This is a genomic window from Halomonas sp. AOP30-A1-24, assembly GCF_052378165.1.
Classification (GTDB): Bacteria; Pseudomonadota; Gammaproteobacteria; order Pseudomonadales; family Halomonadaceae; genus Vreelandella; species Vreelandella citrativorans.
Genome location: NZ_JBQSXL010000005.1, coordinates 107,670 through 131,664 on the forward strand (window position 1 = coordinate 107,670; position 23,995 = coordinate 131,664).

The 23,995-nt window shown below is 51.9% G+C and carries 21 protein-coding genes, 1 pseudogene and 1 riboswitch; of the genes and pseudogenes, 9 read left to right on the forward strand and 13 right to left on the reverse strand.

The genetic code is table 11. From position 1 onward, the window contains the following. Window positions 1-12 precede the first annotated feature (12 nt). Together corA and ACT3TJ_RS04395 are read right to left on the reverse strand one after the other, a co-directional pair. Window positions 13-981: a magnesium/cobalt transporter CorA gene (corA, locus tag ACT3TJ_RS04390; protein ID WP_193056770.1), complete on the reverse strand. Its 969-nt coding sequence runs from the start codon at window positions 979-981 to the stop codon at window positions 13-15. Beyond that, complete coding sequence (locus tag ACT3TJ_RS04395) at window positions 978-2,366, reverse strand: sodium:solute symporter (RefSeq protein ID WP_193056771.1); 1,389 nt, start codon at window positions 2,364-2,366, stop codon at window positions 978-980. Before ACT3TJ_RS04395 ends, corA begins: the two co-directional genes overlap by 4 nt. After that, a riboswitch (TPP riboswitch) is annotated at window positions 2,356-2,460 on the reverse strand. Its footprint overlaps the gene before it by 11 nt. Before the next feature lie 265 nt (window positions 2,461-2,725). Here ACT3TJ_RS04395 and ACT3TJ_RS04400 point away from each other — a divergent pair. Further along, window positions 2,726-3,418: a hypothetical protein gene (locus ACT3TJ_RS04400; protein WP_193056772.1), complete on the forward strand. Its 693-nt coding sequence runs from the start codon at window positions 2,726-2,728 to the stop codon at window positions 3,416-3,418. A gap of 62 nt (window positions 3,419-3,480) precedes the next feature. On the opposite strand, the gene ACT3TJ_RS04405 is transcribed toward ACT3TJ_RS04400, so the two are convergent. Then, entirely contained in the window at window positions 3,481-4,980 is a 1,500-nt protein-coding gene (locus tag ACT3TJ_RS04405; RefSeq protein ID WP_193056773.1) for a CoA-acylating methylmalonate-semialdehyde dehydrogenase, read from the reverse strand. A 228-nt stretch (window positions 4,981-5,208) separates the two neighbouring features. On the opposite strand from ACT3TJ_RS04405, the gene ACT3TJ_RS04410 reads away from it, so the two are divergent. Together ACT3TJ_RS04410 and ACT3TJ_RS04415 are read left to right on the forward strand one after the other, a co-directional pair. Further along, the gene (locus ACT3TJ_RS04410) at window positions 5,209-5,595 is read left to right on the forward strand and encodes a hypothetical protein (RefSeq protein WP_172117237.1); all 387 of its coding nucleotides are present in this window, start codon (window positions 5,209-5,211) and stop codon (window positions 5,593-5,595) included. 111 nt (window positions 5,596-5,706) lie between these two features. Further along, a complete protein-coding gene (locus tag ACT3TJ_RS04415; RefSeq protein WP_444621841.1) occupies window positions 5,707-7,446 on the forward strand; it encodes a potassium/proton antiporter in 1,740 nt (579 codons plus the stop codon). 127 nt (window positions 7,447-7,573) lie between these two features. Here ACT3TJ_RS04415 and ACT3TJ_RS04420 read toward each other — a convergent pair whose 3' ends face one another. Continuing rightward, entirely contained in the window at window positions 7,574-8,281 is a 708-nt protein-coding gene (locus ACT3TJ_RS04420; protein ID WP_172117239.1) for a DUF3581 family protein, read from the reverse strand. A gap of 108 nt (window positions 8,282-8,389) precedes the next feature. Here ACT3TJ_RS04420 and ACT3TJ_RS04425 point away from each other — a divergent pair, with 108 nt between their 5' ends. Next, window positions 8,390-11,344, forward strand: a complete 2,955-nt coding sequence (locus ACT3TJ_RS04425; protein ID WP_444621842.1) for a hypothetical protein — start codon at window positions 8,390-8,392, stop codon at window positions 11,342-11,344. Here the strand turns inward: ACT3TJ_RS04425 and ACT3TJ_RS04430 are convergent. Further along, a complete protein-coding gene (locus ACT3TJ_RS04430; RefSeq protein ID WP_172117241.1) occupies window positions 11,341-12,054 on the reverse strand; it encodes a trimeric intracellular cation channel family protein in 714 nt (237 codons plus the stop codon). The two genes, ACT3TJ_RS04425 and ACT3TJ_RS04430, sit on opposite strands and share 4 nt — an antisense overlap. Window positions 12,055-12,214: 160 nt before the next feature. On the opposite strand from ACT3TJ_RS04430, the gene ACT3TJ_RS04435 reads away from it, so the two are divergent. From ACT3TJ_RS04435 to ACT3TJ_RS04445, 3 genes are all read left to right on the forward strand, one after another. Further along, window positions 12,215-12,709 (forward strand): nodulation efficiency, NfeD-like protein, encoded by a 495-nt coding sequence (locus ACT3TJ_RS04435; RefSeq protein ID WP_441678920.1) that lies wholly within the window; start codon window positions 12,215-12,217, stop codon window positions 12,707-12,709. A gap of 2 nt (window positions 12,710-12,711) precedes the next feature. Further along, window positions 12,712-13,770: an SPFH domain-containing protein gene (locus ACT3TJ_RS04440; protein ID WP_193054796.1), complete on the forward strand. Its 1,059-nt coding sequence runs from the start codon at window positions 12,712-12,714 to the stop codon at window positions 13,768-13,770. A gap of 360 nt (window positions 13,771-14,130) precedes the next feature. Next, a complete protein-coding gene (locus ACT3TJ_RS04445; RefSeq protein ID WP_193054795.1) occupies window positions 14,131-15,921 on the forward strand; it encodes a GGDEF domain-containing protein in 1,791 nt (596 codons plus the stop codon). A gap of 97 nt (window positions 15,922-16,018) precedes the next feature. Here ACT3TJ_RS04445 and ACT3TJ_RS04450 read toward each other — a convergent pair whose 3' ends face one another. From ACT3TJ_RS04450 to ACT3TJ_RS04470, 5 genes are all read right to left on the reverse strand, one after another. Next, complete coding sequence (locus ACT3TJ_RS04450) at window positions 16,019-17,524, reverse strand: sodium:solute symporter family protein (protein WP_193054794.1); 1,506 nt, start codon at window positions 17,522-17,524, stop codon at window positions 16,019-16,021. After that, a complete protein-coding gene (locus ACT3TJ_RS04455) occupies window positions 17,517-17,744 on the reverse strand; it encodes a hypothetical protein (RefSeq protein WP_192527844.1) in 228 nt (75 codons plus the stop codon). The genes ACT3TJ_RS04450 and ACT3TJ_RS04455 overlap by 8 nt, the downstream gene beginning before the upstream one ends. A gap of 170 nt (window positions 17,745-17,914) precedes the next feature. Continuing rightward, window positions 17,915-18,388 (reverse strand): GNAT family N-acetyltransferase, encoded by a 474-nt coding sequence (locus tag ACT3TJ_RS04460; RefSeq protein WP_193054793.1) that lies wholly within the window; start codon window positions 18,386-18,388, stop codon window positions 17,915-17,917. Between the two features lie 92 nt (window positions 18,389-18,480). Beyond that, complete coding sequence (gene bluB, locus ACT3TJ_RS04465; protein WP_193054792.1) at window positions 18,481-19,209, reverse strand: 5,6-dimethylbenzimidazole synthase; 729 nt, start codon at window positions 19,207-19,209, stop codon at window positions 18,481-18,483. Window positions 19,210-19,215: 6 nt separating this feature from the next. Continuing rightward, entirely contained in the window at window positions 19,216-19,488 is a 273-nt protein-coding gene (locus ACT3TJ_RS04470; protein WP_226912097.1) for a hypothetical protein, read from the reverse strand. 383 nt (window positions 19,489-19,871) lie between these two features. Here ACT3TJ_RS04470 and ACT3TJ_RS04475 point away from each other — a divergent pair. Next, window positions 19,872-20,523: pseudogene (locus tag ACT3TJ_RS04475) on the forward strand (transposase). A gap of 131 nt (window positions 20,524-20,654) precedes the next feature. On the opposite strand, the gene ACT3TJ_RS04480 reads toward ACT3TJ_RS04475, so the two are convergent. Continuing rightward, window positions 20,655-21,587, reverse strand: coding sequence for a LysR substrate-binding domain-containing protein (locus ACT3TJ_RS04480; protein ID WP_193054791.1), 933 nt, complete (start codon window positions 21,585-21,587; stop codon window positions 20,655-20,657). Between the two features lie 103 nt (window positions 21,588-21,690). On the opposite strand from ACT3TJ_RS04480, the gene ACT3TJ_RS04485 reads away from it, so the two are divergent. Beyond that, the gene (locus ACT3TJ_RS04485; RefSeq protein WP_193054790.1) at window positions 21,691-22,533 is read left to right on the forward strand and encodes a PhzF family phenazine biosynthesis protein; all 843 of its coding nucleotides are present in this window, start codon (window positions 21,691-21,693) and stop codon (window positions 22,531-22,533) included. Window positions 22,534-22,623: 90 nt separating this feature from the next. Here ACT3TJ_RS04485 and ACT3TJ_RS04490 read toward each other — a convergent pair whose 3' ends face one another. Next, on the reverse strand, window positions 22,624-23,073 hold the full coding sequence (locus tag ACT3TJ_RS04490) for a GNAT family N-acetyltransferase (protein ID WP_193054789.1): 450 nt from the start codon (window positions 23,071-23,073) through the stop codon (window positions 22,624-22,626). Window positions 23,074-23,172: 99 nt separating this feature from the next. Beyond that, the gene (locus tag ACT3TJ_RS04495; RefSeq protein WP_193054788.1) at window positions 23,173-23,925 is read right to left on the reverse strand and encodes an NAD(P)H-dependent oxidoreductase; all 753 of its coding nucleotides are present in this window, start codon (window positions 23,923-23,925) and stop codon (window positions 23,173-23,175) included. Window positions 23,926-23,995: the final 70 nt, after the last annotated feature.

The window sequence follows — 23,995 nt, forward strand, 5'->3', positions numbered from 1 at the left end:
ACGCCTGCTGAATTAGAACCAGCCCTTTCGCCTGAACACCCAAATCAGCACGCCACCGATTCCTGCCATCATGCCTAAAATGAAGAAGTAGCCATAGCGATAGTGCAGCTCCGGCATATAGTCAAAGTTCATCCCGTAGATACCCGCAACAAACGTTAACGGAACAAAAATCGCCGTAATGACCGTTAGAACGCGCATTGTAATGTTCAGTTGGTGCGACGAGATTGATATGTAACCGTCTACTAAATCACCGCAAATGTCGTAATACATCTGAGTAAGCGTATAAAGCCGCTCAAAACGTTCGGCAACATCGTTAATGGCATGCAGCGTTTCACTTTCCTCACGCGGGACGTGCTCATAGTCGTAGACAGTTAACTCTTGGGTAATCCCTTTATGATAATTAAACACGCGCCGCATCTTAACCAGCCGGGAGCGGTACATGGTAATTTTGCGCATTAATACATCGTTACCATTTTCATGTAACTCATCTTCTAAATCGCTTAATTCCGCTTCAAATTCAAGCAGGCTATCAATGTAATACCCAGCAGAGATATACATCACCTTGAGCGCCACCTGCTCCGGTGATTTCGCTAATAACGTCTTACCGTGCTCCTTAAAGAGCCGCTCAATGCTCATGGCAACGCCTGGATGTAGCGTCACTAGAAAGCACTCACCAATAAAAAAGCAGACCTGCTGAGGAACAAAGTTTAGCTGGGCATCAAAAGATGAAATACCGCGGTAAATAATCAGTGCGTGGTTATCAAACTCTTCTATTTTGGGTGGTACACGCTCCTTATGGGCATCCTGAATAGCCATGGGGTGACACTCAAATTTACCCAGTAGCCGCTCAGCAGATTCTGCTGATTCCCCCTGCATATCGATCCATATATGACTGCCGGGGGTATTCTGCCATGTGACAAAAAGCTCTTCGTTCCCTTCATGGGTTTCGCCATCAGGGGTCGTCAAAATACTGCGAATCATAACTGTCCTTGGTTCCAGGGAGTTCTTGAATACGCTAATAACACGCTTACCACCGTGGAAGCTAACAACGCACCTAGAAACGGCGCTAGTGTGGGTACACTGTTCGGAAAGCTTGCCGCCATTATCCCTTCGCTTATGCTGGCGTGGCTCATCCACCCAGGCAAGATCGCACCCAATAGACCCGCCATGCCGCCACCGATAGCCGCAAGAGGCGTCATGCGCCGCCACAAGCCCAGCAGCACGGGCACCACGGTTGCAGCGCAGACTAAATCAGCGATTAAAAAAAGACGTAAAACAGACACACCCTGAAGTGCGACAACCACGACAGGCACCATAAGCAAAACGGTCATCCAACGTGTGAGCGCGATAGAAACGCTTGGCTGTTCACTGCGCGACACGATCAGTGAGGCAATACCGCTTTGTAGCGTATCTACGCTGGACGCCACCAATGTAACGGCAAGCACTAGTGCCGTTATAGCTAGCCAGGGTGGCGCGTTATTGAGCAGTGCAAAAAAAGGCATGGGCGGTTCGCCCAGCGGAACACCGTTCATGGCAGCAAGCATACCCAAACCGCCAATCACCATAACGATCATGACCGTGGCGCCCCCTCCTGCCCAAGCCCCGCGGGCCAAACTTTGGTCATCACGTGCCGCCCATACCCGCTGCCAGTAGCCCTGGTGAAACAAGTTCGCTGCGGTAACCGCGATGACAAGCGTTAGTGCCACACTAAGCGCATCAGAAGTGGCGATAGAGGGCCATGTCGCACTGCTCGGCATGGCAGGCAAGTGCCAAAGGGTGACACTGGAAACCACCACTAACAGTGCAAGCAGCAACCATGCCTGCCAACGGTCAGTGGCCAGGCTTGCGCGCAGCCCACCGCTTACCGTGTAAAGCAACGTAGTGAGCGTTACTCCAATAATCACCCAGCTCGACGGAACATCAGAAAGCAGCGAGGTGATCGCTCCAATAGCGGTTAATTCAGCGGCTAAAAAGCAGGCCATATACACCACGGAAACCAGCGTTACCCAGTGGCGTACGCCGCGCCCATAGCACGCCTCGGCAAACTCAGCGATGCTCCGCCCCTCAGGGAGAGCCCGGCGTATAGACGGACCATAAAAGCCAAGGACGATAAAAGGCAGTGAGGAGCCAAGGGCATAGCCTGCCAAGGCCAATGGGCCAATAAAAGCGCCAATTTCTGGCGGCGCAAACAAAATCCAGGCCCCCATACCAGATGCAACAAAAGAGAGCCCTAGCGTGGTGCTGGTTTGTGAATTACGAGCGGTTACAAAGTCATCCAATGAGCCTTTACGCCCACGGGCTTTAAGGCCTAAAAATGCAAAGCAACAGAGCGCCGCGCCCAGCACGGCTGACGTTAGGTATGGCATGTCGCACTTCCTCCGCCGGTACTAACCGGTTCAGGTTCCAGGGTCTGCGTCATAGCATTCTCAGCCACGCAACGTGGCTCCCCTGGCGACAGTGAATTGAGAGCGTATCCTGATGTAAAGCGAGCTAACCGCCAAAATGAGCAGCTACTCGCGCCGTATCCTAGCCGCTAAATAGCTAACAGGAAAACGGTTTACTTCTGCTATTCATTCGCTACAACGTTGTCTAGACTAACAAAAGCTGCTGTACACTGAGTCAAAGCATTACAAAATAAAAGTAGCTTACCGCCATTAGTGTTATAAAACATTAGTGTTACAAGCGTCGCACAGGAGAATAAGCGACGCGCTTACAGGAAACCAATATGTCATACACCGAAGCCAAGGAGCATACGCAAGGGCGGCTCAATACTCTGTTTGCTGACCCCTACCGTGCGTTTGAAAACAATACCGATGAGCGCCAGCTTCACGTTCGCGTAATGCTTTATATGCTACTGGCCCGCCCCATGTCACGAGGAGACATGACGCTACGCGTGATCCATGGCTGGGAGAACGGTAGCTGCGAGCCTGGCGACTTACAGCATGCTGACTACGTTTTAAATACGCTAGATGATGTAAAGCGCGCGGTAAAAGACTTCGACCAGGCCACGAAGCAAAACGCTCCGCTACCCTCTGAAGACCCTGCCATTTTGGCGATGCCTTTAGCAAATGTGATCGCCGATGCCAAAGCCGAAGGGCAAGCGGTCACCGACGATATACCCAAAACGCCCGCACGCTGGTCTGCGCTTGAAGGCGGCTTGGCACTTTATACGCTTTTTAAAATGTATCACCGGTTGGTGTATGGCGAGGACGATGTCTACCGCTGCTCCCAATGCCAAACGGCCTTAGGCCCGCGTGAAATTCATGAATTTCATCTAGAGGAGAGTGAGTTCGCCCTTTTAGTGCCCCTTGTCGGACAGCCAAAAGAGGCGCCGTCTCTACTCGTATTGCATGAAAGCCAACTTAAGCCGATTGAAAAGCTACTGGAAGAAAGCTTGAGCCTGCTGAATGATTTTTAAGCCTTGAGTACAACAACGTCACTGGCCCCCACAAGAGCCAGTGACTGCTTAGTAAGTAAGCGTTAGCTTAATGCAATAGTACTATTGATACCGCTTGAAACGTTTTCAGGCTCAAACCAGCGTGCCGTTACCGTTTTGGTTTGTGTCCAGAAGGCGATCGCCTGTTTGCCATTTGGCCCTAAATCACCGAGCTTTGAAGCACGTGAGCCAGTGAAGCTGAAATAGGCAACCGGCACCGGGATTGGCACGTTGATACCCACCTGCCCCACGTCTATATCAGTTTCAAAGCGTCGCGCCACCCAGCCAGAATTCGTGAAGATAGACGTGCCGTTGCCGTTAGGATTAGCATTAATAAACGCAATTGCTTCGTCGAGTGTTTCCACGTTGACAACGCAAAGTACCGGCCCAAATATCTCTTCACGGTAAATGGTCATCTCCGCAGTCACATCGGTAAATAACGTCGGCCCCACAAAATTGCCCTTCGGATAATCGCGTACCTGGCAGTTACGCCCGTCAAGCAATAGCGTTGCGCCCTCCTTTTCACCGGTCTCGATAAGACCTAACACACGCTCCTTGGCGGCAGGCGATACCAGCGGCCCTAAATCGGCATCCTGTTGGGTGCCAGGCCCCACTTTCATCTGGCCTGCAGCATCCACAATATCATCAATCCATTGTCGCGCCTCACCGACCAGCACCACGACCGAATTAGCCATACAGCGCTGGCCTGCGGCGCCAAATGCTGAGCCCAGCAGATTGTTGATGGCTTGGCTGCGATTTGCGTCGGGCATAACCACACAGTGGTTCTTCGCCCCCATCATCGCCTGCATACGCTTACCCGCATCTGCCGCCCGCTTGTAAAGCAATGAGCCGACGTGGGTTGAGCCAATAAACGATAGCGCTTTAATCGTTGGGTGATCGACAATCTGGTTGGCAACCTCAGGACCGCCGTGCACCACGTTCAACACCCCAGCTGGCACACCGGCTTCATGGGCGAGCTCCACCAAGCGCATGGTCGAGCTGGGATCCTGCTCAGAAGGCTTCAACACAAAGGTGTTGCCTGTCGCGATGGCCAGCGGAAACATGAAACAGGGCAGCATGATCGGGAAGTTAAAGGCCGTAATACCGGCCCCTACGCCTAGCGGCTGATGTAGCGTATAAACATCGACGTCGCTTGCCGCGTTCTCGGCCACCTCTCCTAGCTGGAGCGAGGTAATCGAGCAGGCGTGTTCGACCACCTCCAGACCTCGCCCTACTTCACCTTTGGCGTCTGGCAACGTTTTGCCATGCTCTTCGGTGATTAAGGCGGCTAGTTCATCGGTGTTGTCACGAATCAGTGCCTGCAACGCCAGCATAATACGCATGCGCTTTCCAAGCGGTACCTTGCGCCACTCTCTAAACGCATGATGGGCGCTTGCAATCGCATGCTCTACTTCTTCTGCCGTGCAAAAAGGCACCCGGGCAACCACCTTTTGGGTCGCCGGATTAACCACATCACGCCACTCCTGGCTTTGAGACAGGACGGCTTGACCATCAATGATCATGGGAATTTCGCGAACGGCCATTACGCTTGCTCCTGATTATGATTGTGTTTGTAACAGAGGCAGTCTGTATAGCTGCCCCAGGGCCAAGAATAGGGTATATCAGCAAGTTAACGTAAACGTCAACTAACGGTTAGTGACAATCCCGATTAGCGATGACAAGACGCCAAAGACAGTGCAAACGCATGTTTAACCGCTTGACCTCCCCTCCCAATAAGGGATGATAATACGGCGCACCCAGGAGATGTCTCTTTGCCTCAGCAATACATGCCCACCGCTATGACGTCTCTCCGGCTCGGCCAAGTGGGCCTCTGGAGCTTGGCGCTATTGCTGTGGTGCGCCGCTCCTCACGAGGCGATGCCACGGGCTGCTGAGCCAGTTCATCACTCAGCCCTGGAAGACCACGCCAAGCCGCTGATCGTGCTGGCTAACCCACTTAATCGCCTTAGCCTGGACCATGACAAGCGACGCCAAAACCCGGTAGTAATTCAAAATGATACCGGGGTGGCTCTGCCCGCCCATGAAAGATGGCCTGGTATTGCGCCTGCCGTTTATCACTGCGTATTGAATACCCTTGGCTCATCGAACCCTGGCTTACCAGGCGGCCTTCCTCCCTGCAGAGCACCACCCTACGCTTAACAAATAACGACGGTTAACAGAGGTGCATAACGCCTCTTTGCCACGTACATGACACCAGGCATTTATTATTAAAAGGTCTGGCCATATCAAGTTATTTCAGGGATCGTGCGTATGTTTCTGGTGGACCAACTTATTTTACTAGCAGCCATCCTGCTACTGGTCGGCATTATTTCAAGCAAGCTGTCAGCTCGCTTGGGTATGCCGGTACTCGTACTGTTTTTAGGAACCGGTATGCTTGCGGGGGAAGCAGGTATTGGCGGTATCGACTTTAATAATCCTGGTTTGGCACACGCGCTAGGCACGTTGGCACTGGCAATGATTCTGTTCGATGGCGGCTTACAAACGCCCCTCGCCTCAATCCGCCTGGTGTGGAAGCCAGCCTCGCTATTGGCCACGCTCGGCGTTTTGATTACCTCAATGATTACCGGGGTCGCTGCTGCTTATATTCTAAAGCTCCCCCTGTTGGATGGTTTATTACTCGGCGCCATCGTCGGCTCCACCGACGCCGCTGCGGTTTTCTCATTACTGCGTAATGCTGGCATCCATATTAATCAACGACTCAAGTCTACGCTTGAAATTGAAAGCGCATCCAACGACCCGATGGCGATTTTCTTAACCATTGGATTACTTGAAGTACTGGTTAACGATATGCCCCTTGGAGTGGGCCTGTTAAAACTCTTTATCCTGCAAATCGGGGTAGGTGGCGCCGTCGGCTTGCTGGTCGGCTGGGCAGCCGTTCAACTTATTAACCGTATTCATCTGGTCACATCGGGCCTTTATCCCGTTCTGGTTGCGGCATGTGGGCTCTTCGCCTTTGGCGTTGCTGCGAACCTTGGAGGCAGTGGTTTCCTGGCGATTTTTATTGCAGGCGTCATGATCGGCAATCGCCCGATTGCCTTTCAGCGCAGCACGTTTTTGTTTCATGACGGATTAGCGTGGATGAGCCAGATCGTCATGTTCGTGGTGCTTGGGCTGCTGATTAATCCTGTTTCCCTACTGGATGTATGGCTGGAAGGCCTGATGATTGCGGCTATATTAACCTTGGTGGCTCGCCCACTCGCCGTCACTCCCATTCTAAAAATGTTCGGTTTTACGAACCGCGAAACCGGGCTGGTTGCCTGGGTAGGCCTGCGTGGCTCAGTGCCCATTATTTTGGCTATTTTCCCACTGATTTTCGGCCTGGAAGGCGCTGAACTTATCTTCAACGTGGTGTTCTTCGTGGTATTAATTTCTGCCACTATTCAAGGCACTACGCTGCCTTACTTGGCGCGTAAACTAAAACTTACCGAACCACCGCCTGTTGTGCCTGCCGCCAGTCTGGAGATTACTTCATTGGAGGATGTTGACGCCGACATTGTGGAGTATCGGCTAGGCGACTTTACTCGTGCAGCCAACCGTCGTTTATCGCAACTCGCACTGCCTGACGGCACAGTGGTGGCCATGATCACCCGTGGCAAAGACGTTATCCCACCGCGTGGGTCCACTCAATTACAGCCAGGCGATCACTTGTTTGTCGTGCTGCGTTCACAGGTTCTGCCGTTTGTTGACTGTATTTTTTCAGAGGGAGCCACGGTCGACAACTACCAACTCCCCAACCAAATATTGCACCTGAAAGGCAACACCAACGTTGACGAAGTATTTAGCTCCTATGGCATTACGCTAGACCGTGATATGCACTGCACATTAGACGCGCTTCTGCGTGAGCGATTGACGGACGAACCGCGCATAGGTGACTCAATAACGTTGGAAAACGTGACCCTCTCCGTTCAAGGCGTACTTGATGGGCGCATTACCACGGTAGGTTTGGTCATCAGTCAGCCAGAACTCACTGTAGAGCAACACCCCGCCTGATCCCCATACGTAAAGGCCACCCGCTATTAACGGGTGGCCTTTAGAAACACTTCAACGTGCTGCAAAAATGTTCTGCAAGAATCGCATTTCAGAACCAGTTCTGCTGGGTTAGCTCTGCAGAAACAACTCAGGCAGCTTCGTAGGCGGCTTTAAGCCGGTAAAACTCATCAACAATGGCGGCCATTTCAGCGGCGTCATAATGACAAAGGCCACTGACCACCAGCTTTTTAGAGCCGACACCGATTGCAGCGCCCTTCGATTCAATGGAAAATTCAAGCAATGCGTCTGCTCGCTTCCCCTGCACATCCAGCGATGAGCGCGTTAAGGCGAGGCCTGGTGTAAACCCATCCAAACGCTCTAATGAAAAACCCATGCTATCGTAGATAACCAAAGGGCGTTTAGGGTTAAACATTACCCCATGCTTTTCCATTAGCGGCTTTAAATAATGCGGGAAATTTTTGCCTGAGAACGCCACATAGCAGCGAGCAAAGGCTTCAATAGCAGCGCTATCGTGGGTCGTCTCGCCATCACGAACCACCTGTAAATAACATTTTCCACTCTCATCACTTACGTGAAGCTCGCCATTTTCTGCTTCACTAAAGAGCAGTGGCGTATCAGCACTTACCATATTGGTGAAGCGAAACTCCATTTGCCGCGACAGCCCGAACTTTACCAGTATTAGCGTAAACAACAGGTCACCAGGCACGCAGAAACGTCGCGCACCCGGATTATGGATCGGGTTGTAATCACCTGCCACGCCTTTAGCGAAACGGCTGGCCTGCTCGGCGGAGACCACTACATACTCTCCGTGTTGCGCGTAAAAATCCTTGAACATGGCGTTTGCTGCCTGCCTAGCGTTGAAATCGAAAACCCATAACTATCCAGCGTCGCGCATAATGCCATAAAACGCGCGCCAACAGGAGTCACCTGCCAGGAAGCGAGTATGTCAAACACGAACATTACTAAAAAGCGCTTATCCCGCGTTGTATTGGCTACCTTGATCAGTAGCCTGTTTATCATAACGGTTTGGCTGGTGGGCAGCTACTGGTTGCTGAATAGTCAGTGGTTACCGGAAAGAATTTCTCAGTTTGAAGGTATTGAGGTTCGCTGGAGCCAAGGAACTAGCCGCCACCCTGGACGCTGGGAAGTAGACAACCTTTATCTTGCCCGTGAAGACGATGCGCTACCGATGGCAATTGAGGCCGAGCATGCCACGCTCACACTCTCGTTATGGTCGCTACTGCGCGGCGAGTTACATATCAAGGCATTAGAGGCCGAAGGAATTCGCCGCTTAACGGTGGGTGATATCGCCCTTGAAGCGCAGGGCACGCTAGAGGTGGCTGATACAACCCTTAGCCGTGAAAACCTGGCCATACCCCATGTGAACCTGGCAATCACAGAAGGCCGCCTGATACGCCCAAGTGACCACGCCACACTGGTTAACGCCATAACCCTTGAAGCCACCGCAACACTTGATGAGATCACGCCCACGGACCCGGCCACGGGTGCACTTAACCCTGAACTGCTAGCGGCACTTTCCGCAACACTTGATATTAAGGCGCAGGCAGATGCCTGGAATGTATTCATGCCCTACCTGGAGGCCATTCCGTGGCTTTTCCTGGACGGCCGCGGCGCACTGGAGGGCTATATTGAACTGGTCTCAGGCACACTTAAACCAGGCAGCCTGCTTACTTTGAAGGCACCTGAATTACGTTTAACGCTGGATGAGCGAACGCTTTTAGAGCACGATCAACCAACGACCTGGAGAAAGGCAGATGCACCGCCCCCACGCCACACAGCAACCGGTAGAGGAAGCGTCCAGCTACGCGTAGCCGATCACCACATTGATTTTGAGACTCGCCTGCAGGATGTCACGCTGGCAGATACACAGCCCTATGCGGTAAATACCGCCTTAAGCCTTAAAAGCGATATGGCCAACCAGCGCCTGGACCAACTAACTCCACCCACGGATGCTGAGCTGGCGCTTGAAGGCACCATTACCCGGCTGGACATGATGGACCGCTACCTCGCCAATACGCTGGAGGGTCAGGGCATTCGCTTATCCGGCAATGGCCGTTTAGAGGCTAGGGTTAGCGTTCGCGACACTCACGCCCATAGCGCCCATTTGCGGGTCGAGGCAGACGCAATCGCGGTCAACGCACTGGATATGACCGCTCAAGGGCAAGGCATACTTAACGCTGAGCTAAAGGACGCCTCGATGGTGGACGCGACACTTGGTTTCTCCCAGGCAACACTCTCCCACGCTGACCAAACACTGCTTAACGACGCGACACTTGACTTGGTAGCACAAAGTCCTATCGAACCCGTATTAGCCCGCAGCCACGCCACCGCGACACTTCACTGGCAGGACGCCCGCATGGCCAGTATTAGCGCCCTGCAACCGTATATTGCCACCTACCTGCCGGACCCGGCTCCGTTTAGCCTGGTCAGCGGCCAAGCGCAAAGTAATGGAACGCTCCATATTACCCCTGAACAGCTTAGCGGAGCGCTTACCTTAACCGGCGATTCGCTCACTACCCGCTGGCAGCGTGATGAGCAAAGCACCCTGCTCACTAGCGATATGCAGCTTTCACTGCAACTACGCGAGGCCGCTACCGATGGCACAAGCGTTGATATCAGTGGTAGCCGTTTACGCTGGCAGGTCGCTGATGACACACAGCCCGAAGAGCGCCTGGAAAGTATCTTGGTGATTCGCGAAGGCCGCTTTCAACGGCGTGGCGAGATTCCCAGTGGGCAGTTTCAGCTAGAGGGCAGCGTGCAGCGCTTGAGTTTTCTGAACGCCTTTTTACCCACAGATCACGGCGTTTCGTTGTCTGGCAATGGGCAACTGCTCGCCCAAGGCTCTTTTAGCGGTAAGCGCCTGTTGGCACCTACTCGGCTGCGTATCGATGCCAACCAGCTTGAAGTCACCTTTTTAGACTACCAGGCCAGCGGGCGCGGCGAGCTAACCGCGCAAATCGACAGCCCCGAACAGGCACAACTTTCGCTGGGTATTCCGCGCTTTTCGCTACAGCGTAACGGTGATGACCAACCTCATGTAGAGGGGCGTCACTTTGCCTTAACCACCCAGACAGACCAGCTCAGCAAAGTATTCATATCGCCAGAAGCAGAATACTTTGTTACCCGAATAGACTTGCCGATTACCGAAGTGCCGGACTTTACTCGCTATAACCGCTACTTGCCTGCAGATGCAGGCCTTCGCCTGCTTGGCGGTCAGGCAAGCCTGGGCAGCGAGTGGCTCTTGGAGGGGATGAGCGCCCAAGGCAACATGACCCTACGTGCGTTTGGCGCCGACCTCGCCCTTCTTGATCAGCGGCTACGTGGCGATATCGAACTCTACTTACAACTTACTGAAGGTGATTTACAGGCACGGCGTTTTACGGCTAATGACTCATTTCTGCGCTTGGAAAATGTGTTCCGCATAAGCGAGCAAGGCGCTCAGGACGCAGGCTGGTGGGTGCAGCTCTCCATGGATGACGCACAGCTTACCTGGGATGACCCCATTCGCCTGTCCACACAGCTGCGTCTGGCCATGCGCGACACCGGCTTGGTCGCCAGGTTGTTTTTAGCCCGTGCCCGAGAAAGCGACTGGCTCGGCAGGCTACTCAACGTGCACAATGTTAATGGCACCGCTGAACTTGCGCTTAATGGCGAACGTATCCAACTGAGCAACCTGGTACTCACCGGCGGCCCTCTACTGCTGCTTTCCGATGTCACGCTTGAAGAGCAGAGCGCCAATGGCGCGCTCTATGCCCGCCTTGGCGCACTTGGCATAGGCGTGGAGCTTGTTAACAGCGAACCCAGGTTACACGTACTGCAACCCAAGCGGTGGTTTGACCGCTGGCGGCAAGCGGTTCGTTACCCTCGTCCTGATTAGCGCTTTTTGCGCTGGCGCCGAATCATCCTGACCCGCTCTCTGGCTTTAGCCGGCGTCGAAAGCGGCGCTGCTGAACCCGTCTCTTTGGGCGGCAAAGTGACCCAAGCAAACACCGGCAATGCCAAGTGCCAGCGAATCGCGGCTAACCGCAGCCCCAGCGTAATCGCCAAGGCCATGGCGATACTAACGCTCAGCGGCGTATTCAAGGTGTTCAGCGCGACATATACAGTGCCGCCAGCCATGGCAGCGGTAGCGTAGATCTCTTCGCGCAGCACCATCGGTACGCGCTGAGCCAGCATGTCGCGGATCATTCCGCCGGCGACACCGGTCATCATGCCCATCAATACCGCCACTACACCGGAGGTTCCCAGCAACAGCGCTTTATGGGTGCCGATGACCGTAAACAAGGCAAGGCCAAAGGCATCCGCAATCGGCAAAAACCTTCGCGACAAGCGATGAATATAGTGGAACCCCACCAGCGAAATGCCCACCGTTGCCAGGATAACCCATAAGTAAGTGGGATCAGCGACCCAAAAGACAGGCCGCAAGCCCAGCACTAAATCACGCAGTGTACCGCCACCAATACCGGTCACAGCGGCCAACACCAGCATGCCAAACGGGTCCATTTTTGACCGACACGCAAGGATAACGCCCGATAGCGCAAAAACAATCACACCCATCATGTCCAACCAATACACCACACCCGTCACGTGATTCCCCTTTGTGCGCTATGTTTTTTAAAGCGGTTTCTTAAAGCAGGCAGAATACCACTAATGCGTTTTTCGCCTATCGCTTGCTCATTCGCTAATTAACCCGACTTAACGCCGTGGCTTAGGGTACGCTTGTGAGAACTTTTTAAAAGGAGGTGCTATGGATTGGAACCCTGCTTATACATGGTTAGTACTGGCGCTACTTCTCAGTTTAGGGGAGTTAACCTCTGGTGCAATGGTACTACTGGCACTGGGTATTGCTGCCGCGCTTACCGCGGCGGTCACTGCCCTTGGGCTCTCTCTACCTTGGCAATTGCTGAGCATGGGCATTTTTTCTGGCCTATTAGTTCCCTTGGGTGTGATGGTGATTCGTCCGCGCTTTTCTCCTCGCGGCGTTGCCTACGGCACCACCGGCACTGGGGTCGAAAAAGGCAATCATTACCATACGTTGCGCCGCGATTATGACGATGCGACCGGTATCAAAATTAACGGCGACTTTTACCGCTTGCGCGTTATGGACACAGGTGCCACAGAACTTCCACCCGATACGTCCGTTATCTTTCAGCGCTTTGAAGGCACCACAGCGCTGGTTGCCCTCCCCTCGTCAGCCCCTAACCCTTTGCAAGACGATACCACCCTACGCAAGGAGCCTTAATAATGGATTTACCTATTAGCCCCGGTTTATTAATAAGCCTGATTATTGTCGTTATCGGCATTGTGATTATTTCCAAAGGGCTGGTGATTGTACGTCAGTCGGAAGTAATGGTAGTTGAGCGCCTCGGCTCATTTAATCGTGTGCTCGAAAGTGGCATCAATATCATCGTTCCCTTTATTGAGCAGCCCCGCGCGATCACCATGCTGCGCTATCGCAAAATGGGCGAAGAGTACCAGGCAATTACCACGGATGAGATTCGCATTGACCGCCGTGAAACGGTGATGGATTTCCCCGGCCAGCCGGTCGTGACCACCGATAACGTAACGGTTCGTATCAATGGCGCGCTTTATTATCAAATTATTGATCCTAAGCGCGCGGTTTACGAAGTCGTCAACATGAGCCAGGCCGTCGAGGTTCTGGCGAAAACCACGCTACGCTCGGTGGTCGGTAAAATGGAGCTGGATAAACTATTTGAATCCCGCGCGGAAGTGAACAATGAGATTCAGGCTGCCATGGAAGAGCCTGCATCCAAATGGGGGGTCAAAATATCTCGCGTCGAGGTACAGGACATCGCCATGCCCGAAGAAGTAGAAACCGCCATGCGCCTGCAAATGGCCGCCGAACGTAAACGCCGCGCTACCGTGACCGAAGCAGAAGGTGAAAAATCTGCGGCTATCGCCATGGCCCAAGGGCAGCGTGAATCATCCATTCTCAACGCCCAAGGTGATAAGGAATCGGCCATTCTGCGCGCCCAGGGCGAGCAGGAGTCCATCAAACTGGTATTGAATGCTATTGGCGACAGCGAGGAAAACAAACGCACCGTGGTGGGTTATTTACTCGGCCAGAGCTATATCAAGGGTTTGCCCAACATGGCGAAAGACGGCGAGCGCGTTTTTGTGCCTTATGAATCTTCTGCTCTGCTGGGTTCCATGGGCATGTTCCGCGAACTGGCAGGCTCACCTGAGGATGCGGTAGGAGAACATCTAAAACACCGCACCGACAATACCAACCCATCCAACAGTTTTCGCAGCGGCGTGGTAGGCGGAAGTATTAGCAGTTAATAACGATTAGCTGATAACACTCATTAAAAAAGACCAGGCCAAGTCGGGTAACAATAAACCCGACTTTTTTCCGTAGCCAACATGACATAAAGTTGCTTTAATTTGCGCAATAACAAAACTTCGATACGCGCCTTTTTATACAGCCCGCAGAATGACCAACTTCATTTCACCACGAGGAAATGAGGTTTATCAGCCGGTTTTTAAGCTAGCAGGGGGCTCCTCCCCCTGCCAAGCCGAGCATCATCAGCCGCTTTCACTATGTATACACTGGCTGGCCGAGCGGGTTTTAGCATCACTTCATTGACTTATCATCAGTGATGATGCGTTTAACAGCCGCATAACAGCGACCAGGACAGAATTTTGTTGCCGCTTGGGGATGGCAAATATAAGGCTATTCTGTGGAGCATTACACTTTGCGTGTGGGTGCTGTATTCGGGTGTTTTACAGGCTGACTCAGCCCCCCAACCTCTGCATAGCTGGGAGTACCACTGGGGAGACCTTCCTGCGGGAACTCAAGGCACTCTTTCCCAGCCGCCCGATACATCACTCACCTGGAACCCTATCAACTTTCCTGCCGACCCACCGGAAAGAAACGGCCAGGAACAGGTATGGTTCCGCGGTGTATTGCCAGACGGTAACTGGAATGACCCCGTACTCTACATCACCAGTATTAACCTGATTGGCCAGATCTATCTGGATGATGCACTGATCTACCAGTACGGCGAATTCGATGCCCAAGGGCGGGGAGATTTTGCAGGCTGGCCGTGGCACATGGTTGAACTGCCTGAGGATTTTTCCGGCAAACCGCTCAACATCCGAGTATTTTCCTATTACACCAATATCGGCCTGTGGGGCGAAGTAAAGGTCATGGAGCGTCTTGAGGTATTGGAAAGTATCATCCATATGTCCGTCCAAGACCTTGCAGTCAGTGCCCTGGTATTTGTTTTAGCGTTTATAGCAACTATATTCGCCGTTATTGGCCCTGAAAGGCGCGGCTTTTCAGCTATTGCTCTGTTTGCCTATGCTTCTGGCCTAATGTTGCTGGCTGAAGCGCCAGCTCGCCAGTTGATCGTTGATAATGCCTTGGCTTGGGATACATTGCGCGCGGGCAGTTACTACACGCTACCCATTGCTCTTGGGCTACTACTAAGCCATTGGTTTAACGGAAAAACAAAGCGCTGGCTGACCAGTATTTGGGCGCTACACTTAGCCTATCTCGCCATAGCGATCAGCCTGGTTCAATTAGGGTTTGTTAGCCTTTCTATCACTTTTCCCGTATTTGATGCATTACTCACCGTCACCCTGCCCACCATGCTAATACTCGCCCTGTTTAGGTTCCGAGAACTAAGTACTGAGCAGCGATTATTAGCACTTTGCTTCACTTTTTTCATACCACTCTTATTGACCGATATGCTGGTAGCCCACGGCTTTATTGCCTGGCGCACCATACCATTAAGCTACGGCACGCTGATCTTTTCACTGGCTAACGCGGCGATCTTTCTTTGGCACTACCGGCATACTCAGCAGCAGATGTCACTTGCGAATGAAACTCTGGAATATCAAGTGGCATCAAGGACCAAGAAGCTTGGCCGCCTCGTCCAGGAGCTAGAAAACCTCTCTTTTAAAGACCCCCTCACTAACCTATATAACCGACGTCATTTTGATAGAGTGTTCGAGCATGAATGCCTCCGCGCGCAGCAAAACGCCAGCCAACTATCGCTACTCATGCTGGATATTGACCACTTTAAGCAGATCAACGATCACTTTGGCCATGATGCAGGCGATAGCGTGCTGGTGGAAATGGCGGAACTGCTAAAGCATCACTTTCGTGGCCTTGATATCGTTTGTCGGTTTGGAGGCGAAGAGTTCGTTGCTCTACTACCTGGGACATCAGTTCATGCTGCCGAGTCTCGTGCTAACGCGCTATTGACACTGGCATCAGAACTCTCTCTAGCATACCAGGGAGCGCCACTAACAAAAGTGACGCTTTCTTGCGGAGTAGCGACTTATCCAGACCATACCCAGGACCCATTCAAACTGCTAAAAATGGCTGATGAGATGCTATATCAAGCTAAAAACGGCGGCCGCAATCGCTGCATTGTGTGGCCTGAAACGCCTAAAACGCGCGATTTTATGCTGGGGCAGTCGTAGCCCAGCATAACCCCCCCTCTCGCTGTCCAGCGATAAGCTGATTGCCAAAAAGCAATCAGTAAACACGCCATGCTACAGGTTGATATGACCTGAGACGCTACAGTGCTGCCTTTTTCCCAAGCCGGGTTAAACCACGCGGCGCCGCAATACGAAAAAAACGCTCCACGACATCCGCTTGTGTGGCCGGAGTCACTAACGACACTCCCACAAATATCGGCAAGTTGATGATTAGCCCCCAGAACCCCGCGTGGATTCCCAGCGGGTGTGGCCATAGCGTAGTAAACGCCACGGTAACCAAAAAACCTGCCACAATGCCCGCCATAACGCCCAAGCGTGACGCGCGCGGCCAGAAGAACATGCCAACAAAAGCAGGCAAGACTTGCGAGGCAAACCCCAGCCCTACCAGCAAAATCATCACCAGACTGCCCGGTTCAGCAATCGCGAGCGGTGCAATCACCAAGGCCATGATGGGTAAGATCATAAGCCTGGCAAGTCGACCAGTAGTAGCATTTGAAAGCTTTAACAGCGGTTGCAGTACATCCTTACTTAATGACAGCGACACCGAATGAATAAACGGCTCACTTGATGACATGGAAGCCGCCAGGGTACCCGCCCCCAGTAGCCCGACCAGCACAACAGGCAAATGCTGCATGGCATATTCAAGGGCCACCGTGTCTGCCCGCGCCAGGTCAGGTAGCGAGTAAATACCGATAAAGCCCACAACCACCATGGGTAAAATCACCACATAGTACGTTGGCAGCCAGGTAGCGCTGCGCCGGATAGTGCGTGCGGAAGACGCACTCATCCACTGGGTCCATACCGGGGGCATAAACGAGAACATCGAGACAATAATCGAGGTGGTCCAGAAGCTAAAACTCATATCCCCGCCAGCCCCTGGTAGGGTTAAAAACGCCACATGCTCAGCCTGAATACGCTCAAATACCGCTGCAAAACTTAAACCGCCGGTGGCGCTATGCACTGCCCACAAGCCTACAGCCCAGGCAACGACCAACATTAATACGCCCTGAAAGGCATTGGTACGCCCAATCGCCCGCTGACCGCTGGCGTACAAATAGACAGCAATAGAGGCAAGTACCAACACAACGCCTAACCAGACAGGAATGATACCGCCGCTCATCACAAACAGAATATAGGCCGAACCAACCGTTTGAAGCACCGCGTAAGCAATTGAGCCAACCGCCATTACCAGCGATGCCAGCGCCCCCAAGGCAGGGCTTTGATAACGGTCAGCAATCGCGCTTGCCTGAGTAACGTGGCCAAACTCAGCGCCAAACTGCCATACCTTTGGGCCAAAGTACCAAGCGATCAGGGCCAGATATGCCAAATAGATAGCGACGTAAAAGACCGCGACCCCCTTCGAATAAGCCCAGCCCGGTGCGCCCATAAAGGTATAAGCACTGACGCTCCCTGCGGCAATCAGCAGATACAGCGTGACCGGCCCCATGCTACGCCCAGCAACCCCCCACTCTTCCAGGCTATTCATATTGGCACGGGTGGCCTGACCACCGCGGGCGCGTAAGCCAATCATCATGGCAATGGCCACATAGATAAGCGTAATCAGCAGAGGCCAGAGGCTATTCATGGTTATCTCGCTCTACGATACGATTGCCTATCAGCATAACTACCACGCAAGAAAAAATAACCAGATAGCTCCATACCACCATCAAGGGCAGGCCTAGCACTAATGTTGCCCGGTTTACCCAACCAATCATCGGCCACGTTCCCATAGCGATGAGTGTTAAAAACGCAATTAATAAACCCCAACCCGCACGCGAGGTGGGCAGTACCAGTAAACGCCGCATGGTGATTCCCTAAAATTTTGTTAGCCGTCGTACCACTGGCCTACCTATTTTCATGTTGTGTGATCGGCAAATCGTCGGCCGATCAACGACTTGTCGCCAGGTATTCCAAAGCGGCAGCGTGCGACGGTACCGAAGTAGTACACTCCGCGTCCACTGCGTCATCAACGTCTTTACTCCGTTAAGAGGCGTCGCATGAGCGTCACGGTTTCGCCTCGGTATTCAAGCGTTTCTATCGCTTGCCAACCTAGCCGCTGATAAAGCGACTGCTGGTCAGGGGTATAGAGATAACATTGGTGAATACCGCTATTGCGCACTTCTGCCTCCACGCGTTGCACCAGCGCGGAAGCAACACCCTGCCCGCGCCACTCAGGCGCTACGAAAACAGAGGCCAGCCACGGCGTTAATTCGCGCCGAATGCTCATATCATCGTCAATTAAGCAGGCAGTGCCGACAGGTACGTCGTCTTGCAAAGCAATAAATACGGAGGGTACACCTAAGATACCGCACTCAGACATTGTGTCATCAATGGCTTCTTCTAGCGTTAGCCCTGGGTATAAATTCCCCCACGCTGCAAACGTCCAGCGCACTACGGTGGGAAGATGAGGACTATCTGCGCTAAGTCGCTGGATAGTGGTGTCCCGCATCACTATTTACCTTATTTTGCTGAAATTAACACCGTCACGGCAATCCTGTAGCCCACCTCGCACCATCATGCAAAAGCTCGCACCTGCGGCGATTAGCGTGACGAATCGCGCAGCAGCGCATCAAGAGGACCATTCTCAAGCAGCTTCCCCCAGCTATCGCCATGTACCAACTCACTTAACGGTAGCCTGGAGCGCCAGCCTTTGGCTTCAAGCTCCGGCTGATCCAGAAACTCGCTGACATAGCCAAGGCATAGATAGGCCACGGGATATACGTGTTCAGGCAGGTTCAAGGCGGCACTTAACTGAGCCTGATCAATAATACTTACCCAGCCAACGCCAACCCCTTCGGCCCGCGCAGCCAACCACAGGTTTTGCACCGCTAGGCACGTGCTGAACAAGTCAGTTTCGACAATACTGTTGCGGCCTAGCACGTGTGGTCCACCCCGGCTGCGGTCGCAGGTGATGCATAGATTCAGCGGGCTTTCGACAATCCCTTGAAGCTTGAGGCTACGGTAAAGATCATTACGCTCACCCTCAAAACGCTCAGCGGCTTTCTGGTTTTCCTGCTCAAATAACGCAAGGATAGACGCCCTGACCTCGTCACCTTCAATGACCATAAAATCCCAGGGCTGCATGAACCCTACCGAAGGCGCATGGTGGGCAGCCTGCAATAGACGCGCCAGCACGTCAGCGGGAATCGGGTCAGGAAGAAACTGTGAACGCACATCACGGCGCTCATAAATGGCACGATAAAGCCCGTGGCGTTCACTCTCTGAAAAGCAGGCATCTGAAGCGGTCACGGGTATCAACTCCTCTCGCATTTTGGTTTAAGCGTGGGCGGCGGGTTTGATCATATCAATATTCGGTATGCCGTCCTCATCGTAGGGCTCACTGATGCCCATGCCAGGATAGTTTTTTTCGGTGAAACGGATAGCTTCGCTCATAAACGCCCGGCTATATTGGCGGCCCCGGAAAGCCTTAAGTGTCATCACCCATCCAATAGAAGGCTCAGCGAATTTACCACCCGGCCGCCCCACCCGGATATACGCCACAAGCAGGCCATCAACCGTAGCGGAAAGATACCTAGCAAGCGGATCCAAATCATCAACCTCTTAATAGACACATTACTGCTCCACCACTAACACCGCTTCACGTGCCCTTACGATGTCATAAAAAACGTACGTACTTAATTCATCCAGCCGCGACCAGCTAAAACATAATGTTGTGGATCAAAGGTTCTCATAAATAAGTAGTTACTAGCCTGAATAAAATGGGTGCAGCGTTAATAGTTTTGCCAACAAGAAAAGCCACCTAACAACAAACGCTTAACTTTGTTAACATTTTACACGCTGAACGAGAATCAAGCAGCAATTGTTCTGTACTAAGTGCTTGATCTGAAGTGTCGTGTTGTCAGGTAGCTATCACGGATGAAGCCATGTTAAAACGCTTCATTGCTCCGCTTACTGACCCTGAATAGAGCGCACTGTCTTCCGCCTACCACTACAGTGAGAAACATGCACTACGCCGTCGTGCGCATGCCATCCTGCTGAGCAATCAGGGTCATACAATTAGTCAAATCAGCCAGATACTACAGGTTCGCCGCGACGCCATATCACGATGGCTAAAACAAACCTGGGTGAGCATGAGTTCTATTACTTTGGTGAGTCCGGCTTTCACAATCGTCATCGATACCCTATGCGTGGAGCCCTATCGAACAGCCCTTTGAGGTGACCGTCCACTCACCCGGCCGAAGTCTGAACACATTGGGATTCCTCAGCCGCACTGGAAAACAAATCTACCGAACCACTACCGTATCGGTGACCTCCGAGACGGTTATCGAAGCGTTTGACGTACAGAAAAACCGGATACCTTCGCTGTTGTGTTGCTCGAAAATGCCAGCATGCATCGCTCGCAGGCCTTCGGCGAAAGATAATAGAGTGGATGTCACACCGTATGCATCTATTTTACCTGTCGGCCTACTCGCCGGAGCTGAGTCTGGTTGGGATACTGTGGCGTTAGATGAAGTACGCATGGCTGCCGTTGAGTGCTTACCTTTTATTTGGCCACCTCTGTGAAGAGGTACACACCGGCTATTGGATAGCTATGAAACTGACCGCACGATTAGTTTTGAATAAGCAATTAGTATGCGACACGCTTTTATAGAGATGCAGGATACCCCCACATACCCAACAACGTTTTTAACTTTTAGACAAATCAATAACCTGGCCCTATATTTTCGTCATCCAAATAAATATAGCTGTTTTTTTCAAATATTATTATCTGCGCGCATACTTTCAAAACTTTCAACCTGCCCCATTAACCACTGCTTAAATGCGATAACACGAAGATTTTCAACTTCAGCCGGATTTAAAACTAGATAATAGGCAAACTCATGTATACGCCATGGCATAATTGCTTGTACTGTTCTATCCAAAATAAGCTGACTAACAATAGAGTAACGCCCGATACAAAGGCCAAGCCCCTCAGCACAGGCTGCCAAGGTCAGATTACTGTCAGAAAACTGTAATTTACGTAGGGATGGATGAAACTCAACCCCAATTTCACGGAGCCAAGGCTGCCATGTATTCCAGGGTTCTGTTGGTTGAATACTACTATCTTCCAACAAAAACTGAGTACGCAATAAACTTTCAGGACGAATATCGCGAAGGCCGCTTACTCGTTTTGAAGGAGCCAGTATCGTCACGGCATCGCTCATTAGCTGTTCAGTATGTAGGTTTGGGTAGTTACCTGTACCAAAACGAATTCCAATATCTGCCTGATTATTTCGAAAGCTCAATAAATCACTTTCACCGCGCAACTTCAGTTGCAGACCAGGATAAAGAGCCTGGAAGCTTGCAAGCCGCGGAATCAGCCAGCAACGGATAAAAGAAGAAGGTGCTGATAGCGTCAACAGACCATCAATCCCCTCCTGTCTAAGCTCTTTTGTTGCTCGTTCGATTTGGGTAAAAATACTCGATAAACGCTCATAGTAACGACGTCCTGCATTTGTCAGAACTACTCCACGGGGTTGACGTACAAATAACAAAATATCGAGCCTACTTTCCAGCTCTTTTATACGGTGGCTAACAGCGGCTGGTGTCAGGTTAAGCTCCTGAGCAGCAGAGGCAAAGCTGCCTAATCGTGCAGCAGTTTCAAAGGCGCGAAGAGCGTTTAAAGGAGGGAAATTGACACTACTCATGGCTAAATTTTAGTAACCCTATAGGTGAGAAAAAAGAAGTTTCCATTATTTTTTTTGACGTCAAAATGATACTACCTTCCCCACCTTCAAGAGGAAAAGCCTCATGAGTAGCCTGTTATATCGATTAACTGCCTTTTCTGATGTTCCTTCTGGTGGTAACCCTGCAGGAGTATGGATTGGAGATGAGCTACCTAAAAAAAAGGAAATGCAAAATATCGCTGCAGAGGTTGGATACTCGGAAACAGCATTTATTGCACCATCAACAGGAGAAGTTAGAACTATTCGTTACTATAGCCCACTGGCAGAAGTTAGCTTTTGTGGGCATGCAACGATTGCAAGCGCCGTAATGCTGGGCCGCTTAAGTGGTATGGGCATTTATCAACTGAATACATCGGTGGGGCGCGTGCCAGTGAAAGTCGATATGATCGATGGTCAAATTCAGGCAGCGTTAACCTCAGTTGAACCTGACCATAGGCCTGCTCCTGTAGAGCTTGTTAATGAGGTATTAGAACGGCTTAATTGGTCTCTTGACAAAATGGATCCATCTATCCCTCCAGCTTTAGCCTATGGAGGAGCATGGCATCTTGTGCTGGCAGTTGGTTCTCGACACACATTAAGTCAACTTGATTACGATTTTAATGAGCTGAAATCTCTGATGTTACGAGAAGGGCTAACAACGCTACAGCTTGTTTTCCGCGAGAGTAATAACCTTTTCCATTCGCGAAACCCCTTTCCAGTCGGTGGCGTAGTAGAAGACCCGGCGACTGGAGCTGCGGCTGCAGCGCTAGGAGGATATCTACGCGAAGCCAAGCTGATTAACGCTCCTGAGAAATTTCTTATAAAGCAGGGTGAAGAAATGGGACGGTTAAGTCTTCTGCAAGTTGAAGTACCAGTGCAAGGAGGAGTCGTAGTGGCTGGCACAGCCGTAGAGATTACTACTCAATAGTCTACTACGCAGCCCTACGGTGATGTTGCTCCAGCGATACCCAGCAACACCATCTTCGAGACGGAACAGAGCGGTCGATAGCAACAGGTATTATCGCGGTTTTGCCATATCAATATGTGGTATGCCGTCTTCATCGTAGGGCTCACTGATGCGCTCGAACCCAAACGACTCGTAGAAAGCGTTTAAATAGACTTGTGCGCCGATCTTAATGCCCATACCAGGATAGGTTTGCTCGGTAAAACGAATCGCCTCGCCCATAAGCGCTCGGCCATACTGATGCCCTCGAAAAGCCTTAAGGGTCATCACCCGGCCAATTGAGGGCTCAGAAAACTTATCACCCGGCCCCACTACTCGGATATACGCCGCGAGCTGACCATCAACCGTTGCGGAAAGATGCCAGGCAAGCGGGTCCAGCTCATCAACTTCCTGATAGGCACACCGCTGTTCCACCACAAACACCGCTATGCGTGCCTTTACGATTTCATAAAATTCGCGCGTGCTGAGCTCATCAAACCGTGACCAGCGAAAATCCAAGGACATACCAGCTACCTTTTACCCGTGGCGTTATTTTGCGAACGCCAAGTGTACACAAGATTAAGTAGCGAAGCCTTTAGCACGGACATCGCCCAGTATATGTACCTAGCCTAGCCGCCAGCGAAGAGGTGCCGTTTTACTTAGCATGCCTTCTTCATCCCAGTCTTCCCATCCAGCAAACGGTATCGGCTTTTCACGCTCCCAGTGCGTTAGACGCTCGGCCCAGCGCTGTTTACAGACATTGAGATGTTTGCGTAGAGCTTCCTCATTCTGATACTTAATGCCGCCACCCTGCACGCCGTAACTCAGTTGAGGCGCCAGTACGTCAAACCCTACGTAATAAAGCGATGAGTGAATGGGCCATAGCCAGGCCGCCATATTGCCCGCCCGGCCAAAGGGTTGAAAAGCGGCTTCCGGTGAGCCTGCGGTCACCGACAGCATGGCGCGTTTACCTTTAAAGTAACCTTGATCGTAACGCATGCGACTTGTGTAGCGCCCGCCATAAACCAATACCCGATCAAACCATCCTTTTAGTACAGCAGGCTGTGCATGCCACCATAGCGGGAACTGAAAGATCACCAGATCGGCCCACTCCAGCCTTGCCAACTCGCGCTGGATATCCGCGGGCAGTGCTGCATTTTTGTGATGATGGCGCTGCTCATCTAGTGGTGCGAAATAGTCTTGATCAACTCGTTGGGAATAGTGTTCGGCGTGCTCTATCGCGTTGAAGCGTTCAGCATAAAGATCATCCACATCAACCGAATGCCCTGCTTTTTTCAATTGATTGACGGCGGTATCGACCAACCCACCATTAAACGAATGTGGCTCTGGGTGAGCCGTGACAATCAATGCGTTCATGAAGCTTCACACCTGTCGCTGGATTGAATGACAGGCTACCCTGTTCATATTTGCTCAAAAACCCCCTAAT

Excerpts from the sequence above, each read along its gene's own strand:
- corA (WP_193056770.1), bottom strand. The coding sequence starts at position 981 with ATGATTCGCAGTATTTTGACGACCCCTGATGGCGAAACCCATGAAGGG.
- ACT3TJ_RS04395 (WP_193056771.1), bottom strand. The coding sequence starts at position 2,366 with ATGCCATACCTAACGTCAGCCGTGCTGGGCGCGGCGCTCTGTTGCTTT.
- ACT3TJ_RS04400 (WP_193056772.1), top strand. The coding sequence starts at position 2,726 with ATGTCATACACCGAAGCCAAGGAGCATACGCAAGGGCGGCTCAATACT.
- ACT3TJ_RS04405 (WP_193056773.1), bottom strand. The coding sequence starts at position 4,980 with ATGGCCGTTCGCGAAATTCCCATGATCATTGATGGTCAAGCCGTCCTG.
- ACT3TJ_RS04415 (WP_444621841.1), top strand. The coding sequence starts at position 5,707 with ATGTTTCTGGTGGACCAACTTATTTTACTAGCAGCCATCCTGCTACTG.
- ACT3TJ_RS04420 (WP_172117239.1), bottom strand. The coding sequence starts at position 8,281 with ATGTTCAAGGATTTTTACGCGCAACACGGAGAGTATGTAGTGGTCTCC.
- ACT3TJ_RS04425 (WP_444621842.1), top strand. The coding sequence starts at position 8,390 with ATGTCAAACACGAACATTACTAAAAAGCGCTTATCCCGCGTTGTATTG.
- ACT3TJ_RS04435 (WP_441678920.1), top strand. The coding sequence starts at position 12,215 with ATGGATTGGAACCCTGCTTATACATGGTTAGTACTGGCGCTACTTCTC.
- ACT3TJ_RS04440 (WP_193054796.1), top strand. The coding sequence starts at position 12,712 with ATGGATTTACCTATTAGCCCCGGTTTATTAATAAGCCTGATTATTGTC.
- ACT3TJ_RS04450 (WP_193054794.1), bottom strand. The coding sequence starts at position 17,524 with ATGAATAGCCTCTGGCCTCTGCTGATTACGCTTATCTATGTGGCCATT.
- ACT3TJ_RS04455 (WP_192527844.1), bottom strand. The coding sequence starts at position 17,744 with ATGCGGCGTTTACTGGTACTGCCCACCTCGCGTGCGGGTTGGGGTTTA.
- ACT3TJ_RS04460 (WP_193054793.1), bottom strand. The coding sequence starts at position 18,388 with ATGCGGGACACCACTATCCAGCGACTTAGCGCAGATAGTCCTCATCTT.
- bluB (WP_193054792.1), bottom strand. The coding sequence starts at position 19,209 with ATGCGAGAGGAGTTGATACCCGTGACCGCTTCAGATGCCTGCTTTTCA.
- ACT3TJ_RS04480 (WP_193054791.1), bottom strand. The coding sequence starts at position 21,587 with ATGAGTAGTGTCAATTTCCCTCCTTTAAACGCTCTTCGCGCCTTTGAA.
- ACT3TJ_RS04485 (WP_193054790.1), top strand. The coding sequence starts at position 21,691 with ATGAGTAGCCTGTTATATCGATTAACTGCCTTTTCTGATGTTCCTTCT.
- ACT3TJ_RS04490 (WP_193054789.1), bottom strand. The coding sequence starts at position 23,073 with ATGTCCTTGGATTTTCGCTGGTCACGGTTTGATGAGCTCAGCACGCGC.
- ACT3TJ_RS04495 (WP_193054788.1), bottom strand. The coding sequence starts at position 23,925 with ATGAACGCATTGATTGTCACGGCTCACCCAGAGCCACATTCGTTTAAT.